General features: G+C 70.5%; 24 protein-coding genes and 1 pseudogene. 4 read left to right on the top strand and 21 right to left on the bottom strand.

What is annotated here, in order from left to right:
* Nucleotides 1-211: 211 nt before the first annotated feature.
* From tatC to OG711_RS31325, 10 genes are all read right to left on the bottom strand, one after another.
* Complete coding sequence (tatC, locus tag OG711_RS31370; protein WP_266513565.1) at nucleotides 212-1,171, bottom strand: twin-arginine translocase subunit TatC; 960 nt, start codon at nucleotides 1,169-1,171, stop codon at nucleotides 212-214.
* 48 nt (nucleotides 1,172-1,219) lie between these two features.
* Nucleotides 1,220-1,507, bottom strand: coding sequence for a Sec-independent protein translocase subunit TatA (tatA, locus tag OG711_RS31365; protein ID WP_266513568.1), 288 nt, complete (start codon nucleotides 1,505-1,507; stop codon nucleotides 1,220-1,222).
* A gap of 326 nt (nucleotides 1,508-1,833) precedes the next feature.
* Nucleotides 1,834-2,034 carry a hypothetical protein gene (locus OG711_RS31360; protein ID WP_073792249.1) on the bottom strand — a complete coding sequence of 67 codons (201 nt, stop codon included), beginning with the start codon at nucleotides 2,032-2,034 and terminating at the stop codon, nucleotides 1,834-1,836.
* Between the two features lie 10 nt (nucleotides 2,035-2,044).
* Nucleotides 2,045-2,308, bottom strand: coding sequence for a CpXC domain-containing protein (locus OG711_RS31355; protein ID WP_266517988.1), 264 nt, complete (start codon nucleotides 2,306-2,308; stop codon nucleotides 2,045-2,047).
* Nucleotides 2,309-2,397: 89 nt separating this feature from the next.
* Nucleotides 2,398-3,369, bottom strand: a complete 972-nt coding sequence (locus OG711_RS31350; protein ID WP_266517991.1) for a helix-turn-helix transcriptional regulator — start codon at nucleotides 3,367-3,369, stop codon at nucleotides 2,398-2,400.
* A gap of 71 nt (nucleotides 3,370-3,440) precedes the next feature.
* Nucleotides 3,441-4,418, bottom strand: coding sequence for a helix-turn-helix transcriptional regulator (locus tag OG711_RS31345; RefSeq protein WP_073792251.1), 978 nt, complete (start codon nucleotides 4,416-4,418; stop codon nucleotides 3,441-3,443).
* A gap of 134 nt (nucleotides 4,419-4,552) precedes the next feature.
* The gene (locus OG711_RS31340; RefSeq protein ID WP_073792252.1) at nucleotides 4,553-4,924 is read right to left on the bottom strand and encodes an FKBP-type peptidyl-prolyl cis-trans isomerase; all 372 of its coding nucleotides are present in this window, start codon (nucleotides 4,922-4,924) and stop codon (nucleotides 4,553-4,555) included.
* 57 nt (nucleotides 4,925-4,981) lie between these two features.
* Nucleotides 4,982-5,980 carry an FKBP-type peptidyl-prolyl cis-trans isomerase gene (locus OG711_RS31335; RefSeq protein WP_073792253.1) on the bottom strand — a complete coding sequence of 333 codons (999 nt, stop codon included), beginning with the start codon at nucleotides 5,978-5,980 and terminating at the stop codon, nucleotides 4,982-4,984.
* Between the two features lie 218 nt (nucleotides 5,981-6,198).
* Nucleotides 6,199-7,560, bottom strand: coding sequence for a Pup--protein ligase (gene pafA, locus OG711_RS31330; RefSeq protein ID WP_073792254.1), 1,362 nt, complete (start codon nucleotides 7,558-7,560; stop codon nucleotides 6,199-6,201).
* A gap of 9 nt (nucleotides 7,561-7,569) precedes the next feature.
* Complete coding sequence (locus OG711_RS31325) at nucleotides 7,570-8,829, bottom strand: MFS transporter (RefSeq protein ID WP_329561870.1); 1,260 nt, start codon at nucleotides 8,827-8,829, stop codon at nucleotides 7,570-7,572.
* A gap of 318 nt (nucleotides 8,830-9,147) precedes the next feature.
* On the opposite strand from OG711_RS31325, the gene OG711_RS31320 reads away from it, so the two are divergent.
* Nucleotides 9,148-10,131: a LacI family DNA-binding transcriptional regulator gene (locus OG711_RS31320; RefSeq protein WP_329564170.1), complete on the top strand. Its 984-nt coding sequence runs from the start codon at nucleotides 9,148-9,150 to the stop codon at nucleotides 10,129-10,131.
* A 115-nt stretch (nucleotides 10,132-10,246) separates the two neighbouring features.
* Here the strand turns inward: OG711_RS31320 and prcA are convergent, their stop codons facing one another.
* From prcA to arc, 6 genes and pseudogenes are all read right to left on the bottom strand, one after another.
* Nucleotides 10,247-11,074, bottom strand: coding sequence for a proteasome subunit alpha (gene prcA / locus OG711_RS31315; protein WP_099279793.1), 828 nt, complete (start codon nucleotides 11,072-11,074; stop codon nucleotides 10,247-10,249).
* A 51-nt stretch (nucleotides 11,075-11,125) separates the two neighbouring features.
* On the bottom strand, nucleotides 11,126-11,971 hold the full coding sequence (prcB, locus tag OG711_RS31310; RefSeq protein ID WP_073792403.1) for a proteasome subunit beta: 846 nt from the start codon (nucleotides 11,969-11,971) through the stop codon (nucleotides 11,126-11,128).
* Nucleotides 11,923-12,109: pseudogene (locus tag OG711_RS31305) on the bottom strand (endonuclease domain-containing protein); the annotation flags it as partial. The pseudogene OG711_RS31305 and the gene prcB, both read right to left, overlap by 49 nt.
* Nucleotides 12,110-12,343: 234 nt before the next feature.
* Complete coding sequence (locus tag OG711_RS31300) at nucleotides 12,344-12,562, bottom strand: ubiquitin-like protein Pup (RefSeq protein WP_073792257.1); 219 nt, start codon at nucleotides 12,560-12,562, stop codon at nucleotides 12,344-12,346.
* Nucleotides 12,563-12,710: 148 nt separating this feature from the next.
* Entirely contained in the window at nucleotides 12,711-14,222 is a 1,512-nt protein-coding gene (dop, locus tag OG711_RS31295; RefSeq protein WP_405674227.1) for a depupylase/deamidase Dop, read from the bottom strand.
* A 231-nt stretch (nucleotides 14,223-14,453) separates the two neighbouring features.
* Nucleotides 14,454-16,220, bottom strand: a complete 1,767-nt coding sequence (gene arc / locus OG711_RS31290) for a proteasome ATPase (protein WP_073792259.1) — start codon at nucleotides 16,218-16,220, stop codon at nucleotides 14,454-14,456.
* 483 nt (nucleotides 16,221-16,703) lie between these two features.
* Here arc and OG711_RS31285 point away from each other — a divergent pair, with 483 nt between their 5' ends.
* Nucleotides 16,704-17,012 (top strand): ferredoxin, encoded by a 309-nt coding sequence (locus tag OG711_RS31285; RefSeq protein ID WP_073792260.1) that lies wholly within the window; start codon nucleotides 16,704-16,706, stop codon nucleotides 17,010-17,012.
* Between the two features lie 60 nt (nucleotides 17,013-17,072).
* On the opposite strand, the gene OG711_RS31280 is transcribed toward OG711_RS31285, so the two are convergent.
* From OG711_RS31280 to OG711_RS31270, 3 genes are all read right to left on the bottom strand, one after another.
* On the bottom strand, nucleotides 17,073-17,654 hold the full coding sequence (locus OG711_RS31280; protein ID WP_329564168.1) for a hypothetical protein: 582 nt from the start codon (nucleotides 17,652-17,654) through the stop codon (nucleotides 17,073-17,075).
* Nucleotides 17,655-18,002: 348 nt separating this feature from the next.
* Nucleotides 18,003-18,905: a tRNA (adenine-N1)-methyltransferase gene (locus OG711_RS31275; protein WP_073792262.1), complete on the bottom strand. Its 903-nt coding sequence runs from the start codon at nucleotides 18,903-18,905 to the stop codon at nucleotides 18,003-18,005.
* An 83-nt stretch (nucleotides 18,906-18,988) separates the two neighbouring features.
* Nucleotides 18,989-20,803 carry a site-2 protease family protein gene (locus OG711_RS31270; RefSeq protein ID WP_329561865.1) on the bottom strand — a complete coding sequence of 605 codons (1,815 nt, stop codon included), beginning with the start codon at nucleotides 20,801-20,803 and terminating at the stop codon, nucleotides 18,989-18,991.
* Nucleotides 20,804-20,911: 108 nt separating this feature from the next.
* Here OG711_RS31270 and OG711_RS31265 point away from each other — a divergent pair, with 108 nt between their 5' ends.
* Both OG711_RS31265 and OG711_RS31260 read left to right on the top strand, forming a co-directional pair.
* Entirely contained in the window at nucleotides 20,912-21,874 is a 963-nt protein-coding gene (locus tag OG711_RS31265) for a RecB family exonuclease (RefSeq protein WP_073792264.1), read from the top strand.
* A 14-nt stretch (nucleotides 21,875-21,888) separates the two neighbouring features.
* Complete coding sequence (locus OG711_RS31260; protein WP_073792265.1) at nucleotides 21,889-22,560, top strand: response regulator; 672 nt, start codon at nucleotides 21,889-21,891, stop codon at nucleotides 22,558-22,560.
* Between the two features lie 48 nt (nucleotides 22,561-22,608).
* Here the strand turns inward: OG711_RS31260 and OG711_RS31255 are convergent, their stop codons facing one another.
* Nucleotides 22,609-24,189 carry an ABC transporter substrate-binding protein gene (locus tag OG711_RS31255; RefSeq protein ID WP_073792266.1) on the bottom strand — a complete coding sequence of 527 codons (1,581 nt, stop codon included), beginning with the start codon at nucleotides 24,187-24,189 and terminating at the stop codon, nucleotides 22,609-22,611.
* Between the two features lie 26 nt (nucleotides 24,190-24,215).
* Nucleotides 24,216-25,820 carry an ABC transporter substrate-binding protein gene (locus OG711_RS31250; protein WP_329561861.1) on the bottom strand — a complete coding sequence of 535 codons (1,605 nt, stop codon included), beginning with the start codon at nucleotides 25,818-25,820 and terminating at the stop codon, nucleotides 24,216-24,218.
* Nucleotides 25,821-26,055: the final 235 nt, after the last annotated feature.

The raw sequence follows: 26,055 nt of genomic DNA, 5'->3' as shown, positions 1-26,055 counted from the left end.
CGTACCCAGGACGGTCCGTACCCGAAACGCGCGGGCCCCGAACACGGTGGCCGGAAGACGGTGGCCCCGGAACGCGGAAGCGGCCGGTCGCGCCGTACGGGCGCCCCGGCCGCGTCACGCGGTGGGATCGGCGAGCGGAGTGGTCTCGCCGGTCGGGTGTCCCCCAGGCACGATCAGGTCCGATGCCGGGGCACTACGTCAGGTCCGGGCCTCAGGTGACGTCGTCGTAGCCGTTGATCCGGTCCCGGTCGGTGGACGCCTGCCGGGGCAGGCCCCGGGCGGCGCTGACCGGCTCCACGTCGTCCACGGATTCCGGGGTGAGGTCCAGGTCGGACGCCTCGTCGTCGTCGGGGCCCGCGGCCTCGATCCTTGCCTTGCGCTTGTCGTTCAGCAGGGAGAAGCCGGTGGCGCCGAAGTACAGCACCCAGATCGGCGCGGCGAGCGCCATCATGGTGAGCGGCTCGGTGCTGGGGGTGGCGACCGCGGCGAAGACCGTGATGCCCATGATCATCGCCCGCCACCAGCTGAGCATGCGCTTACCGGTGAGCACCCCGGTGAGGTTGAGCATGATCAGGACCAGCGGGAGCTCGAAGGACAGCCCGAAGACGATCACCATGCGGGTCACGAGGTCGAGCAGGTCGTCGAGCGGCAGCTGGTTGTCGACCGACGCCGGTGAGAACTCCAGCAGCACCTCGGCCATGGTGGGAAGGCTGGAGTACGCGAAGTACGCGCCGCCGAGGAAGAGCGGGACACCGAGACCGACGAACGCGAGCGAGTACTTGCGCTCCTCGCGGTGCAGACCGGGGGCGATGAAGGCCCACAGCTGGTAGAGCCAGACCGGGGTCGACAGGACGACACCGGCCATCAGGGAGACCTTGAGCGCCAGGGTGAACGGCGTCAGCAGACCGTTCAGCGTGATCCGGGCGCAGGTGTCCTCCTTGTTCTCCAGCTTCTCCGCGATCTCGGCGAAGCTGTCGTCGCAGCCCACCGAGCGCAGCACCGGTTCGGTGATGAACTCGATGATGTCCTTGTAGAAGAAGGCGGCGACGATGGTGACGACCAGGATGGCCACCACACTCTTCGCCAGCCGGTTGCGCAGCTCACGCAGGTGCTCCACGAGGGGCATACGCCCCTCGGGGTCCTTTTCCTTCTTGCGGGCAGACTTGAGCAACCCACGTCCTCATCTCGTGCGGCGGGCCGGTGGTCTTCCGGCCGTGGGTCAGCGCTGCGTGGTGTCCGTGGGCTCGTTCACCGGGCGGGAGCTGGTCACATCGCCCGGGGCGGCCTGGATGGTGCGCGGGGCCGTGACGGGCTGCTCCTTGTCGGCGGGCTCCGCCGGGGCGGGCTGCTCGCCCTCCGACTTCATCGCCTTGGCCTCGCTCTTGAGGATGCGGGCCGACTTGCCGAGGGATCGCGCCATGTCGGGGAGCTTCTTCGCACCGAACAGCAGCAGGATGATGACGAGGATCAGAGTGATCTCGAGCGGGCCGATCCGTCCACCGAACATCTACGTATACCTTCTCACCGAGGCGGCCTTGGGCGGTTGCTGCCCGACCGGCCGGACCGATGTCCGGCCGCCGTGCTGGCAGCGATCGTAACGCTCGGGGGTGAACGAGAGGCAATCCCCGTACGTACTCCCGGTTGCCGGCCCGCGCCTCGCTCTCCGGACCGTGTCAGCAGCCTACCCGCACACCCTCCGCCCCCGACAGGTCAAGACCACGGGTTGATCAGCGGTATCTCCGGCTCCGCCGCTTCCGGACGTCCGCCGGGGGTGCCCCGGGGCCCGGTACGGGCCGGGGAAGTGCCCGGGGAGTGTGCCCCGGGACGGCCCGGTCAGCGCCGCAGATCGCTCCCGGCCCGCGCGGCGCCCTCGGCGGCCCGCTCCAGATCCTCGGCGGCGCCGCCGACGAGCCGGGCGGCCTCGCTGACCTGGCGGCCCAGCCGGTCCGCGGCCACGAAGACCCGGACAGCGAGCACACCGAGGACGAGCAGACCGAGGAAGCCGACAGCGATCGCGAGCATGGCCCAGAACATGTGCCCGAGCCTAGACGGTCGAGTGCAGACGCAGGGTCCGCACCCCGCCGCGGATGAGGAGTTCGACGATGCGCTCGCCCGCGGGCTTGCGGACACCGGCGCCGCACTCGGGGCAGGTGAAGGAGTAGAAGGTGGTGGTCGCGGAGCCGCCGATCGCCAGCCGCAGAGCGGGGGCGGACAGTTCGAAGCGGGCCCGGCAGTCGGGGCAGCCCGCCTTGAAGACCATGGGCGTCACCCGCTCCAGACTGGAGATGTCCGGGATGTCGGAGGACATATCGGCGGCCGGGCCACCGGGCGGGACGAAACCGGACGGGACGGCGCCGGACGGGACGGAAGCAGGTGGGACGGGGCCGGGCGGCACGGTCACGGTCGCTCCCGACGGTCGCCGGACACGTCGGCCGCGTCGTACCCGTCGTATGCGGCGAGCGCCTCCCGGGCCGCGTGCCGGGCGCTGTCGGCGAGCTCCTTCGGGGCGACGATCCGTCCGTCCCGGCCGAGCCGCAGGGCGAGCCGCCGCAGGGAGGCCGGCTCCGGGGTGCGCAGGGTGATCCGCAGTCCGCCGTCCCCGAGTTCCTCCGCGCTGTCGTGCGGGTAGTACTCCGCCACCCAGCGGCCTCCGGGGCCCACCTCGATCACCACCTCGGGGTCCTCGGCGGCGGGCTGCACCAGAGCCTGGGAGAGGTCCCGCAGCTCTATCTCGGGCGGCGCGGACGGCTCGTCCAGGACCTTGATCTCCGCGACGCGGTCCAGCCGGAACGTGCGCCGCGCCTCGGAGCGGCGGCACCACGCCTCCACATAGGTGTGGCCGACGCTGACCAGGCGGATGGGGTCGATCTCGCGTTCGGTGACCTCGTCGCGGGCGGGAGAGTAGTACTTGATCCACAACCGGCGGCGCTCGGAGATCGCCCGGTCCACATCGGCGAAGACACCGCCCTCGGACTCGAAGGTGACCGACAGCCGGTTGCTGGGCCCCGCGGCCTCCCCGGCGGCGGTCTCGACCTTGGCGGTGGCCCGCAGCAGGGCCTGCCGGTCGCTCTCCCGCAGTCCGGGCAGGGTGGCCACCGCGCGGGCGGCGACGAGCAGGGCGGTCGCCTCGTCGGCGGAGATCCGCAGCGGGGCCGCGGCCTCGGCGCTGAGCGCGCCCGGGTTGCGCCACCAGATGCGGTCGCCGTCGGTGTCGATGTCGAGGAGGTCACCGCCCCGGAAGCTGGTCCCGCACATGGGCAGCACGTCGAGGTCGGAGATCAGCTCGTCCTCGGTGATCCCGAAGGCACGGGCGACGTCCTCGACCCGCGCTCCCGGGCGCTCCCGCAGATAGGTCACCAGCGACAGCATGCGGCGGGTCTGGTCGATGGCGTTCACCGGGCGCGCGGGCCTGGCGGGTTTCGCTGCCACGGTCGTCTCTCCTACCCCTTGGCCACGGCACGCAGCCGGTCGACCACATCGGCCCGCAGCTCGGCGGGTTCCAGGACCACCACGTCGGGTCCGAACTCGACCAGCCACGCGTCCAGCCCGTGCCCGTACGGAATCTCCAACTCGTCCCACCCGTTCCCGAGTTCCCGGACGTTCTCCGCCTTGGCCCGCAGGGGGTACCCGGACCCGGCGCGCAGCCTGATCCGCGCGCTGCGGTCGGCGCTCTCCCCCGCCCAGCTGGCGACGGTCTCCCGGACGGTGACGACATCGGGGACGGGGACGCGGTAGGCGCCCGCGCGGCTGCGGACCCGCCCGGTGATCCGGGACAGCCGGAACACCCGCTCCGCGCTCCGGTCGCGGTCCCAGCCCGCGAGGTACCAGTGGCCGCGCCAGCACTCCAGGGCCCACGGCTCCACCTGGCGGGGCTCGGGCCGGGCCGCGTTCGCCTTGCGGTAGTCGAACTGGACGGGCCGCCGGTCGCGGCAGGCCAGCATCAGCGGTTCGAACGCGGCCTCGTGGACGGGGATGCGCGGCTCCAGGGCGCCATGGCCCTCGTAGGGGTCGACCTCCTCGGGGAGTCCCGCCGCGCGCAGCTTCTGGAGCGCGCCGCTGGCGGCCCCGGCGAGCCGGGCCTGCTGCCACACCTTGGCGGCGAGCCCGAGGGCGGCGCCCTCCTCGGCGTCGAGGGAGAGGGGCGGCAGCCGGTTGCTGTCACGGCGCGCCTGGTAGCCGACGTCGCCGTCGACGCTCTCCACGGTCGCGATGACCAGGCCGAGCTCGCGGAGATCGTCCTTGTCGCGCTCGAACATCCGGTTGAACGAGTCGTCGGAACCGGGTCCGCCGTCACCGGGGCCGAACGTCTCGACGTACGCCTCGATGGAGCCCCGCAGTTCCCGCTTGCTGAGCGGCCGCCGCGTCCCGAGGAGACACAGCGCCAGATTCATCAGCCGCTCGGCCTTGGAGATGGCCATCGACGCCTTACGTCCTCTCGTTCGCCCCACCCGCCCGTCGACCGTACCGCCCCGGGGTGTCGCGGGAAAAGCCGAGGGCCCACGCCCGGAGGCGTGGGCCCGCTCCTGATCGGATGTGATCAGTTCCGGCGTTCTCAGACCGAGATCAGGTCACACACGAAGATCAGCGTCTCGCCGGGGGCGATCCGGCCGCCCGCGCCACGGTCACCGTACGCGAGGTTCGCCGGGATGGTCAGCTTGCGGCGACCACCGACCTTCATGCCCTGGATGCCCTGGTCCCAGCCCGCGATGACCTGGCCGGCGCCGAGCTTGAACTGGAGCGGCTGACCGCGGTCCCAGCTGGCGTCGAACTGCTCACCGGTGGAGAAGGCCACGCCCACGTAGTGGACGGAGACGGTGTCGCCGGCCTTGGCCTCGGTGCCGTCGCCCTCCCAGACCTCGACGATGTCGAGGGCGGTGGGGGCCGGGCCTTCGGGGAAGTCGATCTCGGGCTTCTCGATGCTCACGTCAATTGCTCCTGCTCAGGATGGATCAGCAACCCGCACAGTGTGCCATCCCCGCTGTCACATCTTCGCGAGGATGTCGACGGAGAAGACCAGGGTGGAGTCCTTCTTGATCGGCGAGTCCTTCGGCGGGTTGTCCCCGTACCCGAGGGCCGGCGGGACGACGATCAGCACACGGCTGCCGACCTTCTTGCCGGTGAGCCCCTGCGCCCAGCCCTTGACGACCTGCTGGAGCGAGAACTGGGTGAGCTGCCCGCGCTTGTAGGAGGAGTCGAACTCCTTGCCGTCGGCCCACAGCACGCCCTTGTACTGGACGAGGACCTGGTCGTCGGCCTTCAGCTCGGCGCCGTCGCCCTCGATGACGTACTCGGACACCAGCTTCGTGGGCGCGGCCGTCTTCGGCACGTCGATGGAGGGGGCCTTGCCGTCGGTGTCGGTGCCGACCTTCGGCAGGGCCTTGTCGTCCTGCGCGGCCGTGTCGCCCTTGGCGGAGCTCTTGCCGTTGAACGAGTCCACGATGTCGACGACGAACACCAGCGTGTCGGTGCCCTTGATACCGGCCTGCGGATTGCCCTGCTCGCCGTAGCCGAGCGCCGGGGGGAGGACCAGCTCGACCCGGGAACCGGCCTTCTTGCCCACCAGCGCCTGGTCCCAGCCGGGGATGACCTGGCCGACACCGATCTGGAAGACCGCGGGCGCGCCCCGGTCGTAGGAGTTGTCGAAGACCTTCGCCGTGTCCCAGATCTGACCGAGGTAGTTCGCCTGGAGGAAATCGCTCTTGGCGACCGTCACCCCGTCGCCCTGGACGACCGTCTTGACGGCGAGGTCCGACGACGGCTTGCCGGTGCCCTTGGCGACGGTCGGCTTCTCACCGAACTTGGTGCCCTTGGTGATGTCCGGGACGGGACCGGACACGATCTTCGCGGACGGGGCGGCCGAGTTCGCCGGCGACGGGCTGGAACTGCTGCTGGCGCTGCTCTTGTCGGGCTTGTCGTCACCGCATCCGGCGAGTGTCAGCAGTCCGGCGGGAACAGCGAGAAGGAGAGAGCGTCGGCGCACGGTGGGGGCCTCGTATCGGTCGATCTTGCGGATGGCGTGCGCGCCACCTTACTGAGGTTCCTCCGCGCCCCGGCGCTCCGGCCCGCGGCCGGAACGGACCGGTCCCGAAGGGTCGCCCCGGGGCCGCGGAGCCACCACGGGAAGGGGCGCCGTACGGGAAAACGTACGACGCCCCTGGAGCGTTCCGGCGGCGGACCTGCCGCCGGGCCGCGATCCGCTCACATTCCGGCGATCAGCTTCTCCACCCGCTCGTCCACCGAGCGGAACGGGTCCTTGCACAGCACGGTGCGCTGCGCCTGGTCGTTGAGCTTGAGGTGCACCCAGTCGACGGTGAAGTCCCGGCGCTGTTCCTGGGCGCGGCGGATGAAGTCACCGCGCAGTCGGGCGCGGGTGGTCTGCGGGGGCACCGACTTGCCCTCGAAGATCTTCATGTCGTTGCAGATACGGGCTGCCCGGCCACGCTTCTCCAGCAGGTAGTACAGGCCGCGGCGGCGGTGGATGTCGTGGTAGGCGAGGTCTATCTGGGCGACCCGGGGGTGGGACATGGTGATGTTGTTCTTGGCCCGGTACTGCTCGATGAGCTGGTACTTCATCACCCAGTCGATCTCGGTGGAGATCTTGTCCAGGTCGTCGTTCTCGATGGAGTCCAGGGTGCGGCCCCAGAGCTCCAGGACCTGGTCGACCGTGCCGGTGCGGATGCCCCGGCGCTCGACGAAGTCGACGGCCTTCTCGTAGTACTCGCGCTGGACGTCCAGCGCGGACGCCTCGCGCCCGCTCGCGAGCCGGACCTTGCGGCGGCCGGTGATGTCATGGCTGACCTCGCGGATCGCCCGGATCGGGTTCTCCAGGGTCAGGTCCCGCATCACCGTGCCGGCCTCGATCATGCGCAGCACCAGGTCCGTGGCGCCGACCTTGAGGAGCATGGTCGTCTCGGACATGTTGGAGTCGCCGACGATGACATGGAGCCTGCGGTAGCGCTCCGCGTCCGCGTGCGGTTCGTCGCGGGTGTTGATGATGGGGCGGGAACGCGTCGTCGCGGAGCTGACGCCCTCCCAGATGTGCTCGGCGCGCTGGCTGACGCAGTACACCGCGCCACGCGGGGTCTGGAGCACCTTGCCCGCGCCGCAGAGCAGTTGGCGCGTGACGAGGAACGGGATGAGAATGTCCGCGAGCCGGGAGAACTCGCCGTGCCGTGACACCAGATAGTTCTCGTGGCAGCCGTAGGAGTTTCCCGCCGAGTCCGTGTTGTTCTTGAAGAGATAGACGTCGCCTGCGATTCCCTCCTCGTGCAGACGGCGTTCGGCGTCGACGAGCAGTCCTTCGAGAATCCGCTCACCGGCCTTGTCGTGAGTGACCAGCTCGGTCACATTGTCACATTCCGGGGTGGCGTATTCCGGATGTGATCCGACATCGAGGTACAGGCGGGCGCCGTTGCGCAGAAAGACATTGCTGCTCCGGCCCCATGACACGACACGGCGGAAGAGGTACCGCGCCACCTCGTCAGGAGACAGGCGGCGCTGTCCCCTGAACGTACATGTGACGCCGTACTCGTTCTCCAGCCCGAAAATGCGGCGGTCCATGACTGAACATTACGCCTGATGCCCTGTACTGAAACCGGGTTGGGCCGCACCGTTCCGATCATTTTCCGATGACCCGGTGACCCGCGCCGTGTCACCGGGAGCGGCGAGGACCCGGTGGGTGGCCGTCAGGACGACCAGCGCGGCGGCCCCGACGAGGGCCGGGACGGCGAACGCCCAGCGGGTGCCGCCCCACTCCACGACCGGGCCCGCGACGGCGGTTCCGGCGGACGCGCCGACCGTGAAGGTGGTCACGAGCCAGGAGAACGCCTCCGTCACGGTCCCGCGCGGGGCGTGCCGGTCCACCACCACGAAGGCGCAGGCGATGGCGGGTGCCAGGAACACTCCCGCGAGCGCGCACAGCAGCGTCATACCGACCGGCCCGGGGACCAGGACCAGCGGTACGTAGCACAGGGTCAGGAACACCGTCAGGACTCGCAGCCGCACCTCCGGCGCCCCGGTCCACCGGCGTGAGCCGTACGCCGTGCCGCCGATGAGCGCGCCGAGTCCCAGGGCGGCCATCAGCCAGCCGTACACGGCGTCACCGCCGTGCCCGTCCGCGTAGGACACCCCGGCGACGGTGATGGAGCCGAGGGCGGCGCCGATGAACAGGAACACCCCCAGCAGGGCCAGCAGTCCGGGTGAGCGCAGGGCGCCGAGCCAGTGGGCCTCGCGCGGCGCCGAGCGCCACGCGCGCGAGGGCTTCGACACGACCACGGAGAGGGCGCCCAGCACCCCGACGGCGTTGATGACCAGCAGGGCGGTCTGCGGGGACCACAGCGACACGCACAGGGTCACGAGCAGCGGTCCGACGGTGAACATCACCTCCTGGGCGATGGCGTCCATCGCGTACGCGGTGTGCACCTGGTCCTCGCGGCGCAGCACGTTCGGCCACAGCGCCCGCAGCCCGCCCTCCAGGGGCGGGGTGAAGAGGCCGGCGGCGGCGACGGCGGTGTACGCGAGGGCGAGGTCATCGGGTCCGGTGAACGCGAAGACGGCCATCGCGAGGGCCGACGCGAGCGCGGCGGGCAGTTGTACGCGCGGCTGGCCGCGCAGGTCCACCAGCCGTCCCAGCAGGGGCTGCCCGACGGCGTTGGTGAGTCCGTAGACGGCCGCCAGGGCCCCGGCGAGGCTGTAGCTGCCGCCCGCGTCACGGATGAACAGCACGATCGCGATGGGGGCGGTGGCGTTCGGCAGCCGCCCCACCAGGGTGCCGGTCAGCAGCCGTCCGGCGTGCCGTGTGCGGAGGATCTCCGCGAATCCCGAGGCCATGCGTGCCCTCTCCTCAGAAGTGTTACGTATAACGAAGCCCGTCATACGTACCATGGCCCCACCCGCCGGTCCACCCCGTGGACCTCGGTGAAAGCGGCCGTGGCGACAAAGCGGCCACCCGGTCCCCGCGCGTCGCCGGGCCCGGTGGGCGGCACAGTGGAGGCAGCGTTGGACACCGGCGGACCAGGCCCGGACGGCGACGGGACGGCGCGCCCCGCGCGCGGCGGGCCGCGGCCACCGGCCACCGGCTCCCTCGTCGGCACACCCCCGTCCGGCCCCTCCGCGGCGGGCCGGGGCACCCGCCCGACCAGCCGGGACGTGGCACGGGCCGCCGGTGTCTCGCAGGCCGCGGTCTCGCTCGTCCTCGGTGACAAATGGCGCGGCCGGGTCGCGGAGACCACCGCCGAGCGGGTGCGCACCGCCGCGCGGGACCTCGGCTACCGGCCCAATCTCGCCGCGCGGACCCTGCGGCTCGGCAGGACCCGTACGGCACTGCTGGTGGTGCCCGCCCTGACCAGCGAGTTCTTCGCCGGGGTGTACGCGGGCGCCGCCCGGGTCGCCGCCGAGCACGATTTCGGCGTGATCCTCTACCCCTCCCCCATCGGGACGGGCCCGGCCCCCGACCCGTTCGCGTCCGCGCGGACCGCCCTCGACGGGGTGATCGCGTCGTCCATGTCGGCGCGGACCCTCACGGCCATCCGCGGCGACGAGCTGCCGCTCGTGATGCTCGACTCCGACCCGGGCGGCGGCCCCGGCGCCACCACGGTCAACCTCGACATGGCCGACGGGCTCCGCCAGGTGGCCCGGCATCTCCTCGCCCTCGGGCACCGCGACTTCCTGCATCTCGCCGCGGACATCGACTCCTGGACCTTCCACCAGCGCGCCGACGGCCTCGCCGACGCCCTCAGCGGCTCACGGGCGGCCCTCCGGACGATCGCCGCCCCGCTGCGGGTGGACGCGGCCCGCGACGCCGCGACGGCCGCGCTGCGCCTTCCGGGGCGGCGACCCACCGCCGTCGTGTGCGACGACGACGTCCTGGCCGTCGGTGCCCTCAAGGCGGCCCGCGCGCTGGGCCTGCGGGTCCCCGGTGACCTCTCCGTCGCCGGTGTCGACGATCTGACCCTGGCGACGGCCGTGGAGCCCGAGCTGACCACGGTCCGGCTCCCCGCCGAGGACGTCGGCGCCCATGGGATGCGCGCCCTGCTGGCCGTCCTGGACGGTCACCGGCCGCCGTCCACCACGCTGCCCGTCGAGCTGGTCGTCCGCGCCTCGACCGCACCGCCCCCCGGCCGGTCCGGCTGACGGCGGGCACCGGCCCGGACACCGGCTCAAGGGCACGACGAAGACCCCGGCCGGCGGCTGCCGACCGGGGTCCGGTACTGCATGTGCTCCCGCTGCTCCCGCGCGCGGGAGGGCGCTAGTCCTTCGGGTCCGTGCCGTCGGCCGACGGGGAACCGGTGTCCCCGGAGCCGCCGGTGCTGTCGGTGCCCTCGGTGCTGTCCGCGTCGTCCTGGGCCGCGCCGGCGTCCGGGGCGGAACCGTCCGCGCGTTCCGCCAGCAGCCGGGAGAGCCGACTGCCGACGATCCGCTGGAACTTGCGCTTCTGGGGGCGCGTACGGTCCAGGACCGCCACCTCCAGCCGCTCCGCGGGGATCTCCCGCTCCGTGCCGTTGGTGTCCCTCGACAGGGCCTGCACGGCGAGTCTCAGCGCCGCCGCCAGGGACATACCGTCCTCATGGCGCTGGTCCAGATACGTGCTGATCTGTTCGGCGTTGCCGCCGACCGCGACCGAGCCGTGCTCGTCCACGATCGAACCGTCGTGCGGCAGCCGGTAGATCTGGTCACCGTCGGGGGAATCCCCCACCTCGGCGACCACCAGTTCCACCTCGTACGGCTTCTCCGCCGAACTGGAGAAAATCGTGCCGAGGGTCTGGGCATAGACATTCGCCAGACCACGGGCGGTCACATCGTCACGGTCATAGGTGTATCCACGCAGATCGGCATAACGCACACCGCCGATCCGGAGATTCTCGTACTCGTTGTACTTACCGGCGGCGGCGAAACCGATCCGGTCGTAGATCTCGCTGAACTTGTGCAGCGCGCGGGACGGGTTCTCACCGACGAAGACAATGCCGTCGGCGAACTGGAGGACGACCAGGCTGCGGCCCCGGGCGATGCCCTTGCGCGCATACTCCGCCCGGTCGGCCATGGCCTGCTGGGGTGAGACATAGAACGGCGTAGACACCGGCTGTCCGTCCCTTTCTGTGAGTATCGATCAACGGTTTCGGCCGGCGGTTCAGAGCAGGGCGGCCCGCGGGCCGTCGGGCTGCTCCATACGCCGCTCCAGGATCGAGCGGGCGATCTCGGAGGACTCGGCCTCCGTCAGCCTGCGGAATCCGTCGTCGGTGATCACGGTGACGATCGGGTAGATCCGCCGGGCCACGTCCGGCCCACCGGTCGCCGAGTCGTCGTCGGCCGCGTCGTACAGCGCCTGCACCACGAGCGTGGTGGCCTGCTGCTCGGTGAGGTCCTCGCGGTAGAGCTTCTTCATCGACCCGCGCGCGAACAGCGAACCCGAGCCGGTGGCCGCGTAGCCGCGCTCCTCGCTCCGGCCGCCCGTCACGTCGTACGAGAAGATACGGCCCTTCTCGCGGTCCACGTCGTACCCGGCGAACAGCGGCACCACGGCCAGGCCCTGCATGGCCATACCGAGGTTGGAACGGATCATCGTGGAGAGCCGGTTCGCCTTGCCCTCCAGCGAGAGGCGGGTGCCCTCCACCTTCTCGAAGTGTTCGAGCTCCAGCTGGAACAGCTTCACCATCTCGACCGCGGGACCGGCCGAACCGGCGATACCGACGGCGGAGTACTCGTCCGCCGGGAAGACCTTCTCCATGTCGCGCTGGGCGATCAGATTGCCCATCGTGGCCCGCCGGTCACCGGCCAGCACCACGCCGCCCGGGAAGGTCACGGCGATGATCGTGGTGCCGTGCGGCGCCTCGATCACACCCTGGATCGGGGGCAGGTTCCGCCCGCCGGGGAGCAGCCCGGGCTGGTGGTCGGAGAGGAAGTCCACGAAGGACGACGATCCAGGCGTCAGGAAGGCCGCTGGTAGACGCCCGGTGCTACGACTGTTGGCTTCCACGGGATTCCCTCCAAAATAGGCGGCAGCCCGACGAACAGCGTCGGGATCATCTCCCAACTTGCCGATGGCCGAATTGCAGTTGAAGCACGGTACGCCACGGACCCTACCCGTCGCGGGGCACTGATCCACATGAGTGGCGGAGGTCGTCGGACGATCATCCGCCGGCCCCGCCGGACGGCACGCGCCCCACCGGGAGCGGCGACGGCCGAGCCGGACCGCCGGGAGGTGCCGCGCCCCGGCCGGGGCGCGCGAGCGGCGCCCCGGAAGGGACCACGAGCCCGGGGTGGGGTGCCTCGTGCACGGGTGCGGGCACCCCACCCCGGACCTCCCGGGTACGGGAGCGGCAGCGGCTCCCGGCCCCGATGGTGCGAACTACTGTCCGCCCTTCTGCACAAAGCTCCGGACGAAGTCCTCGGCGTTCTCCTCAAGCACGTCGTCGATCTCGTCCAGGACCGAGTCGACATCGTCGCTCAGCTTCTCCTGGCGCTCCTTGAGGTCCTCGGAGACCTGCGCGTCCTGCGCCTGCTCCTCGGTCTCCTCACTGGTTCGTGTGGCCTTCTGCTGTCCGCCGCCGGTGTCCTTGGTCGCCATCAACCCTCACCCCGCTCGGTTCGCCCGACTCAGTTCGATCGGTCAAGATCAGACCCTACAAGCAGGGTCCGACATCGGCCCCCGTGTTTCCTGCACCGTCGGGGGCCCCTTTCCATGATTCCCGGTGGCGGTCCCTTTCAGCCCCGGGTCAGCCGCCGGACAGGACTTTGACGAGATCCTCGGCCGTACGGCAGCGGTCGAGCAGCTCTTTGACGTGATTACGCGTTCCGCGTAGCGGTTCCAGTGTGGGGACCCGCTGGAGCGAGTCCCGGCCGGGCAGGTCGAAGATCACGGAATCCCAGGAGGCCGCCGCCACGTCGTCGGCGTACTGCTGCAGACAGCGGCCCCGGAAGTACGCCCGGGTGTCCTCCGGGGGCTTCGTACGGGCCCTCTCGACCTCCGTCTCGTCCAGCAGCCGCCGCATCCTGCCGCGGGCCACCAGACGGTTGTACAGGCCCTTGTCGGCCCGTACGTCGGCGTACTGGAGGTCGACCAGATGCAGCCGCGCCGCGTCCCAGTCCAGGTCGTCCCGCCGGCGGTAGCCCTCCATCAGCTCACGCTTGGCGACCCAGTCCAGCTCGCCCGAGAGGCTCATCGGGTCGTTCTCCAGCCGGTTCAGGGTGTCCTCCCAACGGCTGAGGACATCCTTGGTCTGCTCGTCGGCGTCGGACCCGAAACGCTCCTCCACGTACTTGCGCGACAGCTCGTAGTACTCCATCTGGAGCTGTACGGCGGTGAGCGTCCGGCCGCTGCGCAGCGTGATGAGGCGTCGCAGTCCGGGGTCGTGCGAGACCTGGTGCAGGGTGCGCACCGGCTGGTCCACCGCGAGGTCCACGGCGATGAAACCGTCCTCGATCATGGACAGCACCAGCGCGGTGGTGCCGAGCTTGAGGTAGGTGGAGATCTCCGAGAGGTTGGCGTCGCCGATGATCACATGGAGGCGGCGGTACTTCTCCGCGTCGGCGTGCGGCTCGTCGCGGGTGTTGATGATGGGCCGCTTGAGGGTGGTCTCCAGCCCCACCTCGACCTCGAAGTAGTCGGCGCGCTGACTGAGCTGGAAGCCGTGCTCGTGCCCGTCCTGGCCGATCCCGACCCGTCCGGCGCCGGTGACGACCTGCCGGGAGACGAAGAACGGCGTCAGATGGCGCACGATGTCCGAGAAGGCGGTCTCCCGCTTCATCAGATAGTTCTCGTGCGTGCCGTAGGACGCGCCCTTGTTGTCGGTGTTGTTCTTGTAGAGATGGATCGGCTGGGCACCGGGGAGCTGGGCCGCGCGCTCCGCGGCCTCCGCCATGATGCGCTCACCGGCCTTGTCCCACAGGACGGCGTCCCGGGGGTTGGTGATCTCCGGGGAGCTGTACTCGGGGTGGGCGTGGTCGACGTAGAGCCGCGCCCCGTTGGTCAGGATGACGTTGGCGAGCCCGATGTCCTCGTCGGTGAGCTGGCTGGAGTCGGCGGACTCACGCGCGAGGTCGAAGCCCCGGGCGTCCCGGAGCGGGTTCTCCTCCTCGAAGTCCCAGCGGGCCCGGCGTGCCCGGTGCATCGCCGCCGCGTAGGCGTTCACGATCTGGGACGAGGTGAGCATGGCATTGGCATTGGGGTGGCCGGGGACCGAGATCCCGTATTCCGTCTCGATGCCCATTACTCTCCGTACGGTCATGCGGCCCTCCTTGCCCGGCGGCGCCCCCGGGCGGGGGCGGCGCTCAAGTACCGCTGGTGCTCCGGTGCGTGTGCGGTGCCCGTCCCCGCACTGCGCGACGCGGCGGTACCCGAGAGCCTATGACGCCTCCGCGCTGGTGGGGAGATCATTCCGGTCATTGCCGTGTCGCGGTGCGGCGGCCTGGGGGACAGCCGGCCGCGGGTACCCACGGGCACCCGCGGCCGCCCTGCCCTAGAGGTACTGGCCGGTGTTCGCCACCGTGTCGATGGAGCGGCCGGTGTCGGCGCCCTGCTTCCCGGTGACAAGGGTGCGGATGTAGACGATCCGCTCGCCCTTCTTGCCGGAGATCCGGGCCCAGTCGTCCGGGTTGGTGGTGTTCGGGAGGTCCTCGTTCTCCTTGAACTCGTCCACGCACGCCTGGAGGAGGTGGGCGACCCGGAGGCCCTTCTGCTTGTGTTCGAGGAACGCCTTGATCGCCATCTTCTTGGCGCGTCCGACGATGTTCTCGATCATGGCGCCGGAGTTGAAGTCCTTGAAGTAGAGGACCTCCTTGTCACCGTTGGCGTAGGTGACCTCCAGGAAGCGGTTCTCCTCGGTCTCCGCGTACATCTGCTCCACGGCTGTCTGGATCATGCCGTGGACGGTGCCCCCGCGGTCGCCGCCGTGCTCCCCGAGGTCGTCGGAGTGCAGCGGGAGCCGCGCGGTCAGGTACTTGCCGAAGATGTCCTTGGCGGCCTCGGCGTCGGGGCGCTCGATCTTGATCTTCACATCGAGGCGGCCGGGACGCAGGATCGCGGGGTCGATCATGTCCTCACGGTTGGAGGCGCCGATGACGACCACGTTCTCCAGGCCCTCCACACCGTCGATCTCGGCGAGGAGCTGCGGGACGATGGTGTTCTCCACGTCCGAGCTGACGCCCGATCCACGGGTGCGGAAGAGGGACTCCATCTCGTCGAAGAAGACGATGACGGGGGTGCCCTCGCTGGCCTTCTCACGGGCCCGCTGGAAGATGAGACGGATCTGCCGCTCGGTCTCCCCGACGTACTTGTTGAGGAGCTCCGGGCCCTTGATGTTGAGGAAGAAGCTCTTGCCGGTGGCCTGGCCGGTGACCTCCGCGACCTTCTTCGCGAGGGAGTTGGCGACGGCCTTGGCGATCAGTGTCTTGCCGCAGCCGGGCGGGCCGTAGAGGAGGACGCCCTTGGGCGGGCGCAGTTCGTGCTCCTTGAACAGGTCGGGGTAGAGGTAGGGGAGCTCGACCGCGTCGCGGATCATCTCGATCTGGTTGCCCAGACCGCCGATCTGCTCGTAGCCGATGTCCGGGACCTCTTCGAGGACCAGTTCCTCGACCTCGCTCTTCGGCACGACCTCGTAGACGTAGCCGGAGCGGGGTTCGAGCAGGAGGGCGTCGCCGGGGCGGATGGTGATGTCGAGGAGGGGTTCCGCGAGGCGCACGACGCGCTCCTCGTCGGTGTGCCCGACCACCAGGGCGCGTTCGCCGTCCTCCAGGATCTCCTTGAGGGTGACGATGTCGCCGACGCGCTCGTAGGTCATGGCCTCGACCACGTTGAGCGCTTCGTTGAGCATGACTTCCTGGCCGCGCCTGAGCCCGTCGAGCTCGACGCTCGGGCTGACGTTCACCCGGAGTTTGCGGCCGCCGGTGAAGATGTCGGCGGTACCGTCCTCGTTGGCCACGAGGAAGACACCGAAGCCGGCGGGCGGCTGTGCGAGCCGGTCGACCTCTTCCTTGAGGGCCACGATCTGGTCGCGGGCCTCACGGAGCGTGTTCGCGAGCCGTTCGTTCTGCGCGGACACGCCGGCCAGGTTGGTCTGAAGCTCGACGATCCGCTCTTCGAGAATCCTCGTGTGCCGCGGAGAGTCGGCGAGCTTGCGTCGCAGGACGGCGATCTCCTGCTCAAGATAAGCGATCTGACCGGCCGGGTCATCGGACCCTCGACCCGGGCGGATGCCGCGGTTCATGTCGTCGTCGTGGGCTGCCACGGTCCTCACCTCCTCCAAGGGGAGCTGGACGCTTCCTGACCCTACCTGGGTGGGTGTCGATTGAAACCCCTAGATCACAAAGACCGTGGGGGTGTGTCCGATCTTCACCCTTGCGCTCTCCCTCACGCCAGGGGGATACCCAAGGAACCACGTCTGAAAGCGGCCGCGTATGCCCGGGAAGTGTTCAACACCCAACAGGGCGCGGCCGACTTGTGACGTGGTCGCCCCCTTCGACGGCCGGATCGGGGCACGGTGTGTGACGGCCGACACATGTACAGGGTGGGTGTTCCGTCATGGTTTTCGGCCAGGAGGGCGGGTTGCGGGACGGACTCCGCCGTGACGCTGCGTATGCCGCCTACGGGCTCCGTGGTGCCGGCACCGGCGGTTGTATCGTCGAGTCGTCCGGCACGAGCGGGACGCGGGACGGTGGCCGGCACGGCCGCTGTCCGGCAGGCGCACATTCATGGGTCAGGAGACACGACGGTGGGGCAAGAGGACCGGTCCGGCGCACAGGACGGCGCGGATCTGGAGGTGTGGATCGACCAGGATCTGTGCACGGGCGACGGCATCTGTGTGCAGTACGCCCCGGAGGTCTTCGAGCTGGACATCGACGGGCTGGCGTATGTGAAGGGCTCGGACGACGAGCTGCTCCAGCAGCCCGGGGCGACGACCCGGGTGCCGCTGCCGCTGCTGCGGGACGTGGCGGACTCCGCGAAGGAGTGCCCCGGGGACTGCATCCATGTCCGCCGGGTCGCGGACCAGGTCGAGGTGTACGGCCCGGACGCCGCCTGACGCGCGGTACGCGCGCGGGGTGCCGCGGGCCCCTTCGGCGCGCGGGTCGGCCCGCGCGGGTCAGACGCTGCGGGCGTCCGCCGGGTCGGAGGCGATGAAATGGCCGTCCCGCCATTTCCAGGTGGTGCGGCGGCGTTCGTCGGGGCAGCAGTTGGGTATGTCGGACGAGGAGTAGCCGAGGAGCGTCGCGGCGACGGCCGAGCCGCGTATCGCGAGGTCCATGACATTGAGCCGGTCCTTGGGCGCGACCAGGGTGGCGACGACCCGGGGGGCGGTGTCGGGGCGGGTGGAGCGGGTGATCACGTAGACGCCGTTGGGCGGGGTGCCCATCGACGAGTCGCAGCGGACGACCGCGACGGTCTCGGGGGTGCCGTCGCCGTCGAGGTCACCGGCGGCCGTTCTGACGACGACGGCCCGCACGGGCCCGCAGTCGATCGGGAACGTCACGTCGGCGGCGTCGGGGGCGGGCCCGGGAGCTCTCTTGGCGACGGCCTCGGGGCCGTCCTTCTGGACCGCGGTCGCCGCGTCGGGCTGGACGAAGGACGAGCCCGCGACGACGGCGGCGAGGGCCGCCGCGGTGGCCACCCAGTGGATGGGGCGTGTGTGCGTGTGCGCCAGTTCCGGAACGGCGAGTTGCTGCACGAGGAGTGTCTCCTGTGAGGGCTGTGCCGGTGGGGTGGCCAGCATCGTGCCACACCGCGCGGGGACAGGGAACGGCGGGGCCGGGGTTGGGCCGGGTCCGGCGATTCCCGCCGGGCCCGCGACACGGATCGCCGGACCCCGCCCGGGTTCCCGGGCCAACGAAAAGGCGCCTTCGCCGAGTTCCCGGAGCGTTCCGGGAACTCGGCGAAGGCGCCGGTGCGTTGAAGTCGGTACGGACCCCGGTCCGGCCGCGCGGGGCGTCCGGACACCGGTCCGTGGGCCGGTGCGCTCCGGTCCGCGAGGGCCGAAGGGGGTCGGGTGTACCGGGCGCGAGGGGTCGCGCCGGGATCAGCGGGGGGTGCCGCCGTCGGCGTTGGGTCCGGTGTAGTCGTCACCGTAGGAGCCCTTGGAGGGGCGGCGGCGGCGCATCGGCGGCTCGACGCCGTCCGCGAGGCGGCGGGCGGTGAGGAGGAAGCCGGTGTGGCCGATCATCCGGTGGTCCGGGCGGACCGCGAGACCCTCGATGTGCCAGTTGCGGACCATCGACTCCCAGGCGGTCGGCTCGTTGAAGCAGCTGATCTCGCGGATGGACTCGACGGTCCGGGCGAGCTGGGTGGTGGTCGCCACGTAGCAGCAGAGGATGCCGCCGGGGACGAGGGCCTTGGAGACGGCCTCCAGGCACTCCCAGGGCGCCAGCATGTCCAGGATCACCCGGTCGACATCCGTGTCGGACAGATTGTCCTGGAGGTCGCCGACCGTGAGCTGCCAGGCCGGGTGGGGGGCGCCGAAGTAGCGCTCCACGTTCGCCCGGGCGATGTCCGCGAAGTCCTCGCGGCGCTCGTAGGAGTGGAGCATGCCCTGGTCACCGATGGCACGCAGCAGGAAGCTGCTGAGCGAGCCGGAGCCGACGCCCGCCTCCACGACGCGCGCGCCGGGGAAGATATCGGCGAAGGCCAGGATCTGACCCGCGTCCTTGGGGTAGACGACGGCCGCGCCTCTGGGCATGGACAGGACATAGTCGGGGAGCAGGGGGCGCAGCGCCAGATAGGCGACGTTTCCGGTGGTGCGGACAACGCTGCCCTCGGGGGAGCCGATCAGCTCGTCGTGCGGGAAGGAACCTTTGTGGGTATGAAAGTTCTTTCCGGCTTCGAGCGTGAACGTGTAGTGGCGTCCCTTGGGGTCGGTGAGCTGGACCTGGTCCCCGACCTCGAAGGGCCCGCGGCGGCGGGCGGCACCGGTCGGTTCGGACATGTGACCAGCCTACCGGTCGCCGGCAGACGCTCGGACCACGGCGGTCCGCGCCGCGGCGCGGACCGCCCGGGGCGGGGGCCTGGTCAGCTGGGGCGGGCCATGGCCTTGACGAAGGCGCGTTCCACGTCGGCCGCGGACAGCACGCCGTAGATCTCGCCGGAGTCCTCGGTGACGAGGTACTCGGTCGCGGGGGTCGCGCGCAGGACGTCGAGCAGTTCCTCGCCGGCCAGCTCCGCGGAGACGCGCATCCCGTCGGTCAGCTCCTGGGCGAGCCCGCTCACGGCGACCCAGGGGCGCCGGTGCTCGGGCACCCCGACGATCGCGGCCTCCCTGACCACGGCGACGGGTTCCCCGTCGGGGGCGACGACGACGAGCGCGCGGGCCCCGGCGTCGTTGGCGCGGCGCAGGGCCTCGGACAGCGGGGTGGCGCTCTCCACGGGGACGGCCCGCCGGGTGAGGGTGCGGGCCCGCAGCTCGGGCAGGTGCTCGCGCAGCCGGGCCACCCGCAGGCTGTTGCCCGCGCCGGTCCAGATGATGGCGGCGAGGATCGCCGCGAGCAGCGCGTCCGTGACGGTGTCCATGCCGTTGACCTCGGAGGCGGGGCCGAGGACTCCGGAGTGGGTGAGCAGCGGCAGCCCGATCAGCACGGCGACGGCGAGGGCGCGGCCCACCCACGCGGCGGCGACGGTGCCGCTCATGGGGTTGCCGGTGATCTTCCAGACGACGGCGCGCAGCATCCGGCCGCCGTCCAGCGGCAGCCCGGGGAGCAGGTTGAACGCGGCCACGATCAGGTTGGAGATCATCAGTCCGGCGAGCAGCACCCCCGGTACGGTGCCGGGTTCGACGAGCAGCATCCCGCCGTAGAAGAGGGCGGCGAGGACGAGCGACAGGAGCGGGCCGACGAACGCGAGGACGAACTCGCGGCCGGGCGTCTCGGACTCCTTCTCGATCTCGGAGACCCCGCCGAAGAACTGGAGCTGGATCCGGCGGACGGGCAGCTTGAAGCGGAGCGCGGCCACGGTGTGGGCCAGTTCATGGACGAGCACCGAGGCGTAGAACGCGACGGCGAAGAAGAGGGAGACCAGGTAGCGCAGTCCGCCGAGTTCCGGGAGCACCCGGTCCAGCTGGCCGCCGAAGACCCAGGTGATCAGGGCGGCGACGAGGAACCAGCTCGGGGCGACGTAGACCGGCACCCCGAAGGGGCGGCCCATGAGGATGCCGCCACCGGGTTCCTTGGGCCGCCGCGCCTTGCCGGGGCCGGGGGCCGGGGCGGGGGCGTCGCCCGAGCCGAACGGCTGGTGTCCGGGGGAGCCCGGGGTGTGCGCGGGCGGCGGACCGCCGACGGGAGCGTCCTGGCCGTCGTGGGCCGGGCGGTCCGGGTCACCGCTGTGGGCGTAGGGGTGCTGGGGGGCGCGGACGTGCGGCTTGGTGAGGGAGGTCCGGGCGGGCCGGTCGTCGTCACCGGCCGGAGGCGGGGTCACGTGGGCGCCGGGAGCGTCCGGGGCGGCGGGTGTGCCAGGGGCCTCCGGAGTGGCGGGAGTGTCCGGGGTGGCCGGGACGCCCTGGGCTGCGGGAGCGTCCGGAGTCACCGGGGCGTCCGGAGCGGCCGGGGCACCGGGGGTGCCGGGGACGTCCTGGGGCGGGGTGTCCGGGGTCGCGGTGCCGCGGGGTGGGCGCGGTGCGCCGGGGGCCGGTGCGGCGTCCCCGGTGGGGGCGTCGGGGGCCGGTGGACGCTCCTCGGCGGATCGGTGGCCGGGCGGGCCGTCAGCCTGCGCGTCGCCGCGCGCGACACCGTCCCGGGGGTCCGGGGTGGTGTCCCGGTCCTCCGGATCCGGGCGGTGCCCGGCCCCGGATTCGCTGTCCGGCTGCGGCTGACCGCTCCCGCCGCTCTCGTCCACGGTTTCCTCTCGTTCGGCGTTCCCTCACTCCCGATCATGCAGGGCGGAGGGGTCTGCCGTCGATGGTATGCGGATCGGTGTCGGTGGCGGGTCGTAGGGTCTGTCCTCATGGAGACCCGTACCGGCGATGCCGTGGCACCCACACGTCCGGCGTCGCTGTCGCCGTCGCGCGCGAGCGACTTCATGCAGTGCCCGTTGCTGTACCGCTTCAGGGTGATCGACAAGCTGCCCGAGAAGCCGAGTGCCGCGGCGACCCGCGGGACGCTCGTGCACGCCGTACTCGAAAAGCTGTTCGACGCACCGGCCGCCGAGCGGACCGCGCCCCGCGCCAAGGCCCTGATCCCCGGCCAGTGGGACCGGCTGCGGGAGGCCAGACCTGAGCTGGCCGGCCTCTTCAAGGACGATGCCGGCGGCGCCGCGGCCGGGTCGGACGCGTCCGCCGCCGCGGCGGAGGACGGGGGGCCCGTCGAGGCCGCGCGGCTCGCCCAGTGGCTGACGGAGGCCGAGCAGCTGGTGGAGCGCTGGTTCACGCTGGAGGACCCGACCCGGCTGGAGCCCGCCGAGCGGGAGCTCTTCGTGGAGACGGAGCTGTCGTCGGGCCTCAAGCTGCGCGGGATCATCGACCGGGTGGATGTCGCGCCCAGCGGTGAGGTCCGGATCGTGGACTACAAGACGGGCAAGGCGCCACGTCCGCAGTACGCCGACGGCCCGCTGTTCCAGATGAAGTTCTACGCGCTCGTCGTCTGGCGGCTGAAGGGTGTGGTGCCGCGCCGTCTCCAGCTGGTGTACCTCGGCAGCGGCGACATCATCACGTACGACCCCGTGATCGCCGATCTGGAGCGGGTCGAGCGCAAGGTCCTCACCCTGTGGGAGGCGATCCGGGCGGCGACGGAGAGCGGGGAGTGGCGCCCCCGGCCGACGAAGCTGTGCGGCTGGTGCGACCACCGGGCCGTGTGCCCGGAGTTCGGCGGCACTCCCCCGCCCTATCCGCTGCCGGTCGTGCCGCCGCCGGCCGAGCCCGGGGCGCCGGGGGCGGCGAGCCCGGAGCAGGGCAGAATGGGCGGGGACTAGCGAAGGAGACTTACGTGGCCATCCGTGTCCTACTGGTCGACGACCAGCCGCTGCTGCGCACCGGCTTCCGGATGATCCTGGAGGCAGAGGCGGACCTCGCGGTCGTCGGCGAAGCCGGAGACGGCCTCCAGGCTCTCGACCAGGTACGCGCGCTTCAGCCCGATGTGGTCCTCATGGACATCCGGATGCCCCGGATGGACGGTGTCGAGGCGACCCGCCAGATCACCGGTCCCGGCCGGGACGGTCCGGCGAAGGTGCTCGTCCTGACGACGTTCGACCTCGACGAGTACGTCGTCGAGGCGCTCAGGGCGGGGGCGAGCGGGTTCCTGCTGAAGGACGCCCCGGCGAACGAGCTGGTGCAGGCCATCCGTGTCGTCGCGGCGGGTGAGGCGATGCTCGCGCCGAGCATCACCCGGCGGCTGCTCGACAAGTACGCCGACCATCTGCCTTCGGGTGACGAGCCCGTGCCGGACACCCTGCACACGCTCACCGACCGGGAGGTGGAGGTGCTGAAGCTGGTGGCGCGCGGACTGTCGAACGCGGAGATCGCGGCGGACCTGTTCGTCAGCGAGACCACCGTGAAGACCCATGTGGGGCATGTGCTGACCAAGTTGGGCCTGCGGGACCGGGTGCAGGCGGCCGTGTACGCCTATGAGAGCGGACTGGTCCGGCCCGGGGCGCAGTAGCCCCCCGGCCCGGGCCGGCGCGCTTGTGGTGCCCCCGGTCGGTCGGGGTCAGCCCTTGCTGATCTCCCAGAAGCGGAAGACGGTCGACGCGTCGAGGCACTTCTCCAGCCCGTAGACCCTGTCACGGACCACCGCGTACTGCTTCGCCTGCCACAGCGGGATGATCGGTACGTCCCGGGCGACCGCGTTCTGGAGCTTGGCGTAGTCGCCGCTGGTCGCCGAACGGTCGTTCTCGGCGGCCGTCGCGGGGATGATCTCCTCCGTGATGACGCGGTTCACGTACTCGTTCTCCAGGACATTGCCCTTGCCGAAGAACGGCTGGGTGAAGTTGTCCGGGTCCGGGTAGTCCGGCACCCAGCCCTTGACGTACACCCCGTACTCGCCCGCGGCGATGCCCTTCTCGTACTCGGCGAACTCGACGGAGCGCACCTTGGCGTCGAAGAGACCGCTGGCGTTGAGCTGTTCGGCTATCGCCCGGAACTCCTTGTCGGTGGACGGGCCGTAGCGGGACGGCGTCGACCACAGGGTGATGTCCACCTTCTCGGTGATGCCCTCGTCCCGGAGTGCCTTCTTGGCCTTCTCCGGCTCGGGGCGCGACCCGTACTCGTCGAAGAAGGCCGTGTTGTGCGCCGTGATACCGGCCGGGATGATCGAGTAGAGCGGCGCGGCGGTGGAGTCGTAGACCTGCTGGACCAGGGCTTCCCGGTCGATGAGGTACGCCATCGCCTTGCGTACGCCGTCCTTGCGGGTGACCGGGTGCTTCATGTTGAGGACCAGGTGCTGGACCTCGGCGCTGGTGCCGGGGACGATGTCGATCCCGGATCCGGTGCTGGTGTCGCGCTCGATCTCCGCGATGTCCTGGGCTTCGAGGCCGCGGTAGGCGACATCGACGTCCTCGGCGAGGAGCGCCTTCTTCAGGGCCGGCTGGTCACCGTCGAAGAGACGCAGGACGACACGGGAGTTCTTGATCTCCGCGGGGCCCTTGTAGGAGCCGCTGCGGGAGAACTCGGCGCGCTCCTTGGAGAACGAGTCGAGCTTGTAGGGGCCCGAGCCGACGGCTTTTCCGTCGGTGCGGAGCTTGTCGGCGGGGTACTCGCGGCGGTCCACGATCGATCCCGCGCCGGAGGCGATCTTGCTGGGGAAGGTGGCGTCGGGGACGTTGAGGTGGAAGACGACCGTCCGTTCGTCGGGTGTCTCGACCTTTTCGAGCATCGGGAACATGATCGCCGGGCCCGCGTCGTCGTTGATGCGCAGGGTCCGGTCGAAGGAGAACTTCACATCGGCGGAGGTGAGTTCGTTGCCGTTGCTGAACTTGAGTCCGTCACGCAGGGTGCAGGTGAACACCTGTGTCCGGGTGTCCGTGAACCCGCACTTGCGCGCCGCCTCGGGCTCCGGCTCGGTGCTGCCGACCGGGAAGCTCAGCAATGACTGGTACACGTTGTTGAACAGCAGCCACGACCCCGGGTCGTAACCGGAGGCCGGATCGGTGGTCTGGACGTCGTCGGACATGCCTACCACTACCGAGGCTCCACTGCCGGAGTCGCCGTCCTCCGTACCGCAGCCGGTCAGCGTGGCGGCGGCCAGTCCTGTCGCTATGGACAGGACCGACCACTGGGTGCGCTTATTCACGATCTACCTTGTCGGTCCAAGGGAGATCAGCCGCTGACTCCCCGGCTGAGCTCCCACAGCTGAAGGTTCGACGAGGAGTCGAGTGCCCATTCGACTCCCTGGATGTCGTCGCGCGCGGCGACGTACTGCTTGCCCTGCCACAGGGGCAGGACGGGTACGTCGTCGGCGACGATGTTCTGGATCTCCTCGATGCTGTCCGACGCGATCAGCCGGTCTGCCTCCCGGCGCGACTGGGGGATCAGGTCGTCACGGATGGCGCTGTTCACATAGGGCAGCGCGAGGAAATTGCCCTCGTCGAGGAAGGGGGCGAGGAAGTTGTCGGCATCGGGGAAGTCAGGGAACCAACCGAGGCCGTAGACCGCGTATTTGCCGTCGAGCCCATCAGCACGGAAGTTGGTCCACTTCGTGCCCTTGATCTCGACCTTGAAGAGACCACTGCGATCGAGCTGCGTCTTCAGCACCTCGAACTCCTTCTTGGTGCCGGAGCCGTAGTGGTCGGTGGTGTAGTTCAGGGTGAGCCTGACCGGTGTGGTCACACCCGCCTTGCTCAGGATCTGGCGTGCCTTGTCGGCGCTGGGGGCGCCGTACTTGTTGAAGAACGCGTTGGAGTGTCCGGTGATGTTGGCCGGAACGAGGGAGAAGAGGGGTTCGGCCATCTCGCCGTACACGGTGGAGGCGAGCTGACCGCGGTCGATGATCTGGGCCATGGCCTGGCGGACGGCTTTGTCGCGCACGACCGGCGCCTCGGTGTTGAAGCCGAGGTAGCGGATCTCCAGCCCGGGGGTCGCGGTCAGCTTGACATCCCCCGTCGTAGCGCTGGAGAGCTTCTCGACCTGTGCCGGGGTCATGGTGCGGGTCATGAGATCGATGTCGCCCTTGTCGAGTGCGGCGCCCATGGCGTCGGCGTCGGCGAAGGGACGGAGTTCGATGCTGTTGTTCTTGGGGGTGAGCTGGCCCGTGTAGCGGTCGTTCTTGGTGAACACGGCCTTGGCGATCGTGTCGCCCTTGACCTCGGCCCGCAGGGTGTAGGGGCCGGAGCCGTCGACCTTGAACCCGGTGCGGAGCTTGTCCCGGGGGTACTCCTCGGGGTGGACGATGCCCGCGACAGGGGTGGCGAGCTTGTACGGGAAGGTCGCGTCAGGGGTCCTCAGATGGAAGATGACCTTCTTGTAGCCCTGGGTCTCGATGGTGTCGACGGTGCTCAGCAGGCCCGAGACGCCCGTGGACGCCTTGATGCCGAGGACCCGGTCGATCGAGTACTTGACGTCGGTCGCGGTGATCGCGTCGCCGCTCGCGAACTTGAGACCGTCCCGCAGGGTGCACTCGTAGCGCTCGTTGCCGCTGTCGGTGAAACCGCACTCCTTGGCGGCCTCCGGGACCGGCTCGCCGCCGCCGCGGGGCATGGTCATCAGGGTCTGGAGGGTCTGCCGGAGCAGGTTCCAGGAGCCCGCGTCGTAGGCGTACGCCGGGTCGAGAGGTGCCGGAGCTTCCTTGGAGGCCGTGTACGAGTCGGTGGTGCCGACCGTGATCGCGCCGCCCGCCCGGCCGCCGTCGTCGGACCCGCCGCACGCGGCGAGCACCGGGGCGAGCAGACCGATCACGGCCGGCAGCACCAACGTCTTGCGGTTCATGGGCGGGATTCTCCAGAGCTGTTGATCCCATGACACCGGCGACGGGGGTGTGAGGGCGGTGTCCGGGGTTCCGGCGATGTTCTCGCCACGAGATTAGTGCGGCTGCCGACGGGGCCCCGACCGGGCGGCCCATGACCGTCCATCACGCTCCGGAACGGGGCGCGGACACACCGAAAGACCGATGGAGGAAGGTATCCGTCCACGCTTTCACCAATCGGGACACATAGCCCCGACT

It is taken from the genome of Streptomyces uncialis, from assembly GCF_036250755.1.
In the GTDB taxonomy this organism is placed as follows: Bacteria; Actinomycetota; Actinomycetes; order Streptomycetales; family Streptomycetaceae; genus Streptomyces; species Streptomyces uncialis.
This window is presented reverse-complemented; position numbering and strand designations above follow the sequence as displayed.